Source organism: Frankia sp. RB5 (assembly GCF_059816245.1).
Map to the genome: position 1 here is coordinate 1 of NZ_JCBATA010000124.1, position 5,994 is coordinate 5,994.

Below are 5,994 nucleotides of genomic sequence, written 5' to 3' on the forward strand. Positions count from 1 at the left end.
TGCTCCCGGTCGAGCCCCGCCGCCAGCGGCGCCAGCTCGCGGCAGGCCTGGGCGTCAACGGCGGATCGCAGCTCCTCGAGCTCCGGCTCGACGCTGATTCTCAACGCGCACACGCTCCATAGGTCGAGGCCGCGGCGCTCCACGGGGGACACGGCGCGGCATACGGCGCAAACGTAAATCGGGACCCGACCGACCCGCAATCGAAGCCGGCCTCGACGGCCGGGCCCGGCAGCCCCGCGCCGCCGCGGCGGGCCGAGCAGGAGCCGCCGGGCAGGGGGGCCGGCCATGAGCCGCCGGGCCGGCCGGGACACGGGGGCCGGACGGCCCTCGGCCAGGAGGCCCGACGGGCGGGTCAGGTCGGTCGGATTCGCTGGGTCCGGAAGAAGGTGCGGACCTCGTCGGTGAACAGCCCCGGCTCCTCGAGCGCGGCGAAATGGCCGCCGCGGGCGGCCTGCGACCAGTGGCACAGCGTCGGGTACGCCGCCTCGGCCCAGGCCCGCGGAGGCCGGAACGGCTCGCCGGGGAACACGGTGTGTCCGAGCGGGACGGCCAGCGGCGGCAGCGGCGCGAACCGGCCCGGCCCGACCGACTCGTAGTAGAGCCGCGTGGAGGAGTTGATGGTCCCGGTCAGCCAGTAGATCGAGATGTTGTCGAGCAGCCGGTCCTGGCTGATCTGGATCTCGCCCTTCGCGTCGAGGTGGCTCCAGCCGTGGAACTTCTCCAGGATCCAGCCGGCGAGGCCGGCGGGAGAGTCCGCGAGGCCATAGGCGAGCGTCTGCGGCTTCGTGCTCTGGATCCGCTGGTAGGCGGTCTCGTGCCGGTTGAGCTGCTTGTTCGCGGCGACCAGGGCCAGGTCGTCGGCGTCGAGGCCGGCGGTGGGGTTCGCCCGGTCGGGCGCCGAGACCGGGAGCAGGTTGAGGTGCAGCGCCGCGACCCGTTCGGGGGTCAGCCCGGCGAGGGTCACGCTCACCCGGCTGCCCCAGTCGCCGCCCTGGGCGAAGAAGCGGTCGTAGCCCAGGATGGTCATGAGCCGCAGGAAGGCGGCGGCGACCCGTGGCACGTCCCAGCCAGTGGCCGTCGTCGGGCCGGAGAAGCCGTAGCCGGGCAGCGACGGCACGACGACGTGGAACGCGTCGGCCGGATCGCCGCCGTGGCGTGCCGGGTCGGTCAGCGGCCCGACGACCTCCCAGAACTCCGCGACCGAGCCCGGCCAGCCATGGGTGAGCAGCAGCGGCCGCGCGCCCGGCTCGGGCGAGCGGGCGTGGATGGCGTGCACCCGCTGCCCGTCGATCTCGGTGACGAGCTGCGGATGGGCGTTGGCCCGGTCCTGGAAGCGCGACCAGTCGAAGTCGTCCTTCCAGTACCGGCACAGCTCGACCAGGGCGGCGAGGTCGGTCCCGTAGTCCCATCCGACGCCGGGGAGCTGGTCGGGCCAGCGGGTCCGGTCCAGCCGGGCGCGCACGTCGGCGATCTGCTCGTCGGTCACGCGTAGCTCGAACGGCGAGACGCTCGGTCCGCTCATCCGGTGCTCCTTCCCGGCCGGCCGGGCGGGTAGGCAGGCATGGTCAGACGGTCTCGAACAGCTTGGCGGCGTTGCCGCGCAGGATCTTGACCTGGTCCTCCTCGGACAGCCCGTCGAGCAGCTTGCCGAAGTCGCGCGGCACGGCCAGGCCCTCGGCGTGCGGGAAGTCCGAGCCCATGACGAGGCAGTCGACGTCGGGCAGGTCGCGGACGATCTTGATGATGTCGTCCTCGGGGTACGGCGCGACCCGGACGTGCCGGCGGAAGATCGCGCTGGGCCGCTCGGTGAGCTTCCCGCCGATCCACGGGCCGTTGCGGCCCATGCCGCGGCTCTTGTCCATGTGGCTGATGAAGTTCGGCACCCAGGACGCGCCGAACTCCGCGACCAGCACGTTCAGGTTCGGGAACCGGCCGAAGATGTTGTCGAAGATCAGCGCGGACAGCGTGTCCATGATCGGGCGGTCGCCGTAGAGGTTGTTCCACGACCAGGCGGACATGTGCCACGAGCCCGGCGCGCCGCTGTGCCCCCAGGCCGGCCCGATGTTCTCGTTGTACCAGTTCTCCATGATGTGGAAGGCGACCGTCACGCCGGCCTCGTTGAGCCGCGACCAGATCGGGTCGAAGTACGGGTCGCCGGGCGAGCGGCCGTTCGCCGGTCCGGTCGGCAGCAGCACGATCTTCGCGCCGCGGTCGAGGACGAACTCCAGCTCCTCGACGGCGAGGTCGAGATCGCGCAGGGAGAGCAGAGCCGGGGCGAACAGCCGGCCGTCCCGGTTGAACCCCCAGTCCTCGTCGAACCACTGGTTGAACGCGTGGACGTTCGCGTAGGCGGCCGCGGTGTCCTTGACGTAGTTCTCGATCGACAGCGCGATCGCGGACGGGAACAGGACCGCGCGCTCCAGGCCCTGCTCGTCCATCAGCCGCAGCCGAGCGTCGCGGTTCTGGTACTCGGGCCGCATCGGCTCGGGCTGGTAGGTCTCGTCCGGGTTGCCGGACCCCATCTGGCGCAGCATCTCCTTGAGCGAGCCCGGCTTGTACGCCAGGTCGAACCCGAGGCCCTGCTCCGAGTTGAACACCGCGATCCGGTCGGCCGCCAGGATCCGCTCCGAGCCGTCCGGCATGCGCACCGGCCGCACGGCCTGGTCGGCCCACTTCGACGGCAGGTAGCGGGTGACGGCATCCCGGGGCTCGTAGCAGTGGGTGTCGCAGTCGAAGAGCCGAAGATCGGCGATGCTCATGGGAGCCTCCAGGCTGTAGAGGTTAAATCATATAGCTATAAGGGTCCCGCGTCGCGGTCCACGAGGCTCCGCCGGACGTCCGGCCGCGGCGGCCGACTCCATGTCAAATGGTGATATCAGTCATATTGATAGAAGAGTTAGTGGTTGGCCAGCCCCCCCGTCCGATCCGCTGGTCCGCGCGGTAACGGTTGACCGGTGGGTCCTCGTGTCCGGCAGAGTGATGCCGACGGCGCCGGCAGCGCCGTCCCGAGCAGCGAGCGGAGGGGCCGTGGGCCTGAGCGAGGACGAACAGCGGTTTCGTCGGGAGTGGTTCCGGGAGCACTGGGAGAAGGGCGTCGCCTTCAACCGGCACTGCGGGCTGCGGATCGACCGGTGGGAGCCGGACGGCGTCGAGTTCTTCCTGCCCTACTCCGAGGGCCTGTCCGCGCATGACGGGATCTTCCACGGCGGGGTGATCGCCTCCCTGCTGGACACCTGCGGCGGCGGCGCGGTGATCGCCGGGCACGACTTCAGCAAGGGCAGCCGGCTGACCACCATCTCGATGTCCATCCAGTACCTGAACGCGGGCCGCGGGGCCGGCCTGCGGGCCCGCGGCCACGCCACCCGGCGCGGCCGCGCCGTCAACTTCGCCGACGTCACCATCGTCGACGCGCAGACGGACCGGCTGGTCGCCACCGGCCACGTCAGCCTCAACATCGCCGGCGAGCGGCCGAACGCCCCCTGGTCGACGCCGCCGGCCACCGGCTGAGCCGCTGGCCGCCGGCGTCAGCCGTCAGGTGGGCCGTCAGCCGAGGGCGGGCTGGTAGAGGACGGCGCTCAGGCCGCTGTCCACCGGCAGTGCGATGCCGGTGATCGCGGCCGCGTCGTCCGAGGCGAGGAAGGCGACCGCGGCGGCGATGTCGGCCGGCTCGGCCACCCGGGGCAGCGGCAGCTGTGCGGCGTAGCGCTCCAGCCGGCCCTCGCCCGCCAGGTACGCCTCGAAGGCGGGTGTGCGCACCGAGCCGGGCACCACCGCGTTCACCCGGATGCCCAGCGGCCCGCCCTCGACGGCGGCCTCCTGGGTGAGGTGGATGACCGCCGCCTTCGCGGTGCCGTAGTACGGCGTCGTGCCGACGACCTTGCCGGTGCCGGCCATCGAGGCGGTGTTCACCACCGTGCCGCCGCCCCGCGAGCCCATGATCCGTAGCGCCGCGCGGATCCCGCGGAACGTCGCGCCGAGGTTGCCGTCGATGCCGCGGGCCCAGGTCGCGTCGTCGACCTCGGTGATCGCCGCCCGGCCGCCGAAACCGACGTTGTTGTGCAGGATGTCGAGGCGGCCGTGACGCTCGGCGACGCCGTCGAGCAGGCGGTCGACGAAACCGGGCTCGAGCACGTCACCCGGGACCGCCTCGGCGGACCCCCCGCCGTCGACGATGAGCCGGACCGTCTCGGCCGCCGGCTCCGCCCGCAGGTCGTTCACCACGACCAGCGCGCCCTCGGCCGCCAGCCGCGCCGCCGATGCCCGCCCGATGCCCGAGCCGGCGCCGGTGACCACGGCGACCTTTCCGGTGAACCTCTCCGTTGCCATGTGATCCGTTCCTTCCGGCGATGTCTCGTGCTGGGGTGGGAGCTCCCTACACCGGCGCGGTCCCGCCGGTGGGCGCAGAGGTCACGGAACCGACGTCGGTTCCGGACCAGAACGGCGCCCACGACGGGTCGAGCGCGGGTAACGCCGGGCGCCCCGGCGAGGTGCCCCAGCTGTCGAAGCCGACGGCCTGTGGATGTTCGGTGAGGTCGGCGGCGTACCAGTGATGTTCCTGCCGGCGCTCGAAGAGCCACTCGCCGTCGACCCGGCGGTAGGCGTCGTCGTAGCGGATGGCCATCACGATCCAGCGCTCGCCCACCTCGTGCTCGGCGCGGCAGTACACGCTGCCCGTCGCCGTCGTCGGGCCCGTGCCGTCCGGTTCGTCGGGGCCGAGGACGACGCGGTGACCGCAGATCTGGTGGATGGACCGGTAGAACCAGCGGACCTGAGGCTCGATGAAGGACCGCAGGATCTCGCGTCCCTGGCCGTGCCGGCCCATGCGGACGTCGGGGACGAACAGGCTCGTCCACGTGTCGAGGTCGCGGGAGTCGACCGCGATCGCGTAGCGGATCGGCAGCTGCCCGATCTCCTGGCGGGCCTCGACGCGGGCCAGCCGGGTGGCGAGGTCGCCCGCTGCGTCACCGCGTGCCGGGCCCGGGGGGTTCGGGGGCTCGTGTGCCGTCGTCATCGGGTCAGATCCCTCCGCCGGTGAGCATCAGCGTGTCCGCGGTCAGGTAGGCGAGGTCGTCGCTGACGAGTGCGACGACCGCGCGGCCGATGTCCGCCTCCGGGTCGCCGACGCGGCGCAGCGTGAGCGCCTGCTGCATGCGGGCGAAGTGGTCCGGATGCTCCCGCGCGAAGGTCTCGGCGCTCGGTGACAGCGCGTTGGGCACCACTACGTTGACCCGGATGTTGTAACGGCCCCACTCGCGGGCCGCGACCCGCGACAGCCCGCGGATCGCCTCCTTGGCCATCGCGTAGGCGCCGAAGGTGCTGACGCCGGTGATGGCGGTGTTCGAGCCGAAGTTCACGATCGACCCGCCGCCGCGCGCCCGCAGGTGCGGCAGCGCCGCCTGCATCCCGTGGAACGTGGCCAGCGCCCCGTTGCGCCAGCAGTCGTCGACGTCGGCCTCGGTCAGCTCCGCCAGCGGGCCCTGGACCGACGTGGCGGCGTTGTTGACCAGCGCGTCGAGGCCGCCGAACGCGGACACCGCCGCCCCGACGGCCGCGTCGACCTGGGCGCGCTCACTCGCGTCGCAGGCCAGCGCGAGGGCGCGTCCGCCGAACGCGTCGATCTCGGCGACGACGGCCTCGCACTTGGCGACCGTCCGCCCGGCCAGCGCGACCGCCGCGCCCTCCCGGGCCAGCGCCAGCGCGATGCCCCGCCCGATCCCCTGGCCGGCACCGGTGACCAGCGCGACCTTGCCCGTGAGCCGACCGCTGTCCGTGAGCCGCTCGGTCGCCGGTCCCGACCCTGTCGCCATCAGAGGTTCTCCTTCTCGGCCGCGGGGGTGGCCGGGCTCAGCGACGCTGGGTCGAGGTCGCGCAGCAGTGGCGCGAGGTCCTCGGCGATGGTGCGCACGTTGGCCGCCACCCGTTCGGCAGGCATGCCGGGCAGCGCGGCCCAGAAGTACACGAGGTCGACCGGCGCTCCCGCGCTGAAGTCGCGTA

The 5,994-nt window shown here is 72.6% G+C and carries 6 protein-coding genes and 1 pseudogene; 1 reads left to right on the forward strand and 6 read right to left on the reverse strand.

The features are described from left to right. Positions 1-352 precede the first annotated feature (352 nt). Positions 353-1,522, reverse strand: coding sequence for an epoxide hydrolase family protein (locus tag AC6EXY_RS32900; RefSeq protein WP_499818975.1), 1,170 nt, complete (start codon positions 1,520-1,522; stop codon positions 353-355). A gap of 43 nt (positions 1,523-1,565) precedes the next feature. Continuing rightward, positions 1,566-2,759: an amidohydrolase family protein gene (locus tag AC6EXY_RS32905; RefSeq protein WP_101832742.1), complete on the reverse strand. Its 1,194-nt coding sequence runs from the start codon at positions 2,757-2,759 to the stop codon at positions 1,566-1,568. Between the two features lie 268 nt (positions 2,760-3,027). On the opposite strand from AC6EXY_RS32905, the gene AC6EXY_RS32910 reads away from it, so the two are divergent. Next, positions 3,028-3,507 (forward strand): PaaI family thioesterase, encoded by a 480-nt coding sequence (locus AC6EXY_RS32910; RefSeq protein WP_207770372.1) that lies wholly within the window; start codon positions 3,028-3,030, stop codon positions 3,505-3,507. A gap of 36 nt (positions 3,508-3,543) precedes the next feature. Here the strand turns inward: AC6EXY_RS32910 and AC6EXY_RS32915 are convergent, their stop codons facing one another. From AC6EXY_RS32915 to AC6EXY_RS32930, 4 genes and pseudogenes are all read right to left on the reverse strand, one after another. Next, positions 3,544-4,326, reverse strand: coding sequence for an SDR family NAD(P)-dependent oxidoreductase (locus tag AC6EXY_RS32915; protein WP_101832740.1), 783 nt, complete (start codon positions 4,324-4,326; stop codon positions 3,544-3,546). 46 nt (positions 4,327-4,372) lie between these two features. Further along, positions 4,373-5,011, reverse strand: a complete 639-nt coding sequence (locus tag AC6EXY_RS32920; protein WP_499818976.1) for a nuclear transport factor 2 family protein — start codon at positions 5,009-5,011, stop codon at positions 4,373-4,375. Between the two features lie 4 nt (positions 5,012-5,015). After that, positions 5,016-5,807: an SDR family NAD(P)-dependent oxidoreductase gene (locus tag AC6EXY_RS32925; RefSeq protein WP_499818977.1), complete on the reverse strand. Its 792-nt coding sequence runs from the start codon at positions 5,805-5,807 to the stop codon at positions 5,016-5,018. After that, positions 5,807-5,994: pseudogene (locus tag AC6EXY_RS32930) on the reverse strand (hypothetical protein); the annotation flags it as partial. The gene AC6EXY_RS32925 and the pseudogene AC6EXY_RS32930, both read right to left, overlap by 1 nt.

Bases quoted from the DNA above. Each gene is read 5' to 3' on its own strand.
- AC6EXY_RS32925 (WP_499818977.1), bottom strand. From the start codon at position 5,807: ATGGCGACAGGGTCGGGACCGGCGACCGAGCGGCTCACGGACAGCGGT.
- AC6EXY_RS32905 (WP_101832742.1), bottom strand. From the start codon at position 2,759: ATGAGCATCGCCGATCTTCGGCTCTTCGACTGCGACACCCACTGCTAC.
- AC6EXY_RS32920 (WP_499818976.1), bottom strand. From the start codon at position 5,011: ATGACGACGGCACACGAGCCCCCGAACCCCCCGGGCCCGGCACGCGGT.
- AC6EXY_RS32900 (WP_499818975.1), bottom strand. From the start codon at position 1,522: ATGAGCGGACCGAGCGTCTCGCCGTTCGAGCTACGCGTGACCGACGAG.
- AC6EXY_RS32915 (WP_101832740.1), bottom strand. From the start codon at position 4,326: ATGGCAACGGAGAGGTTCACCGGAAAGGTCGCCGTGGTCACCGGCGCC.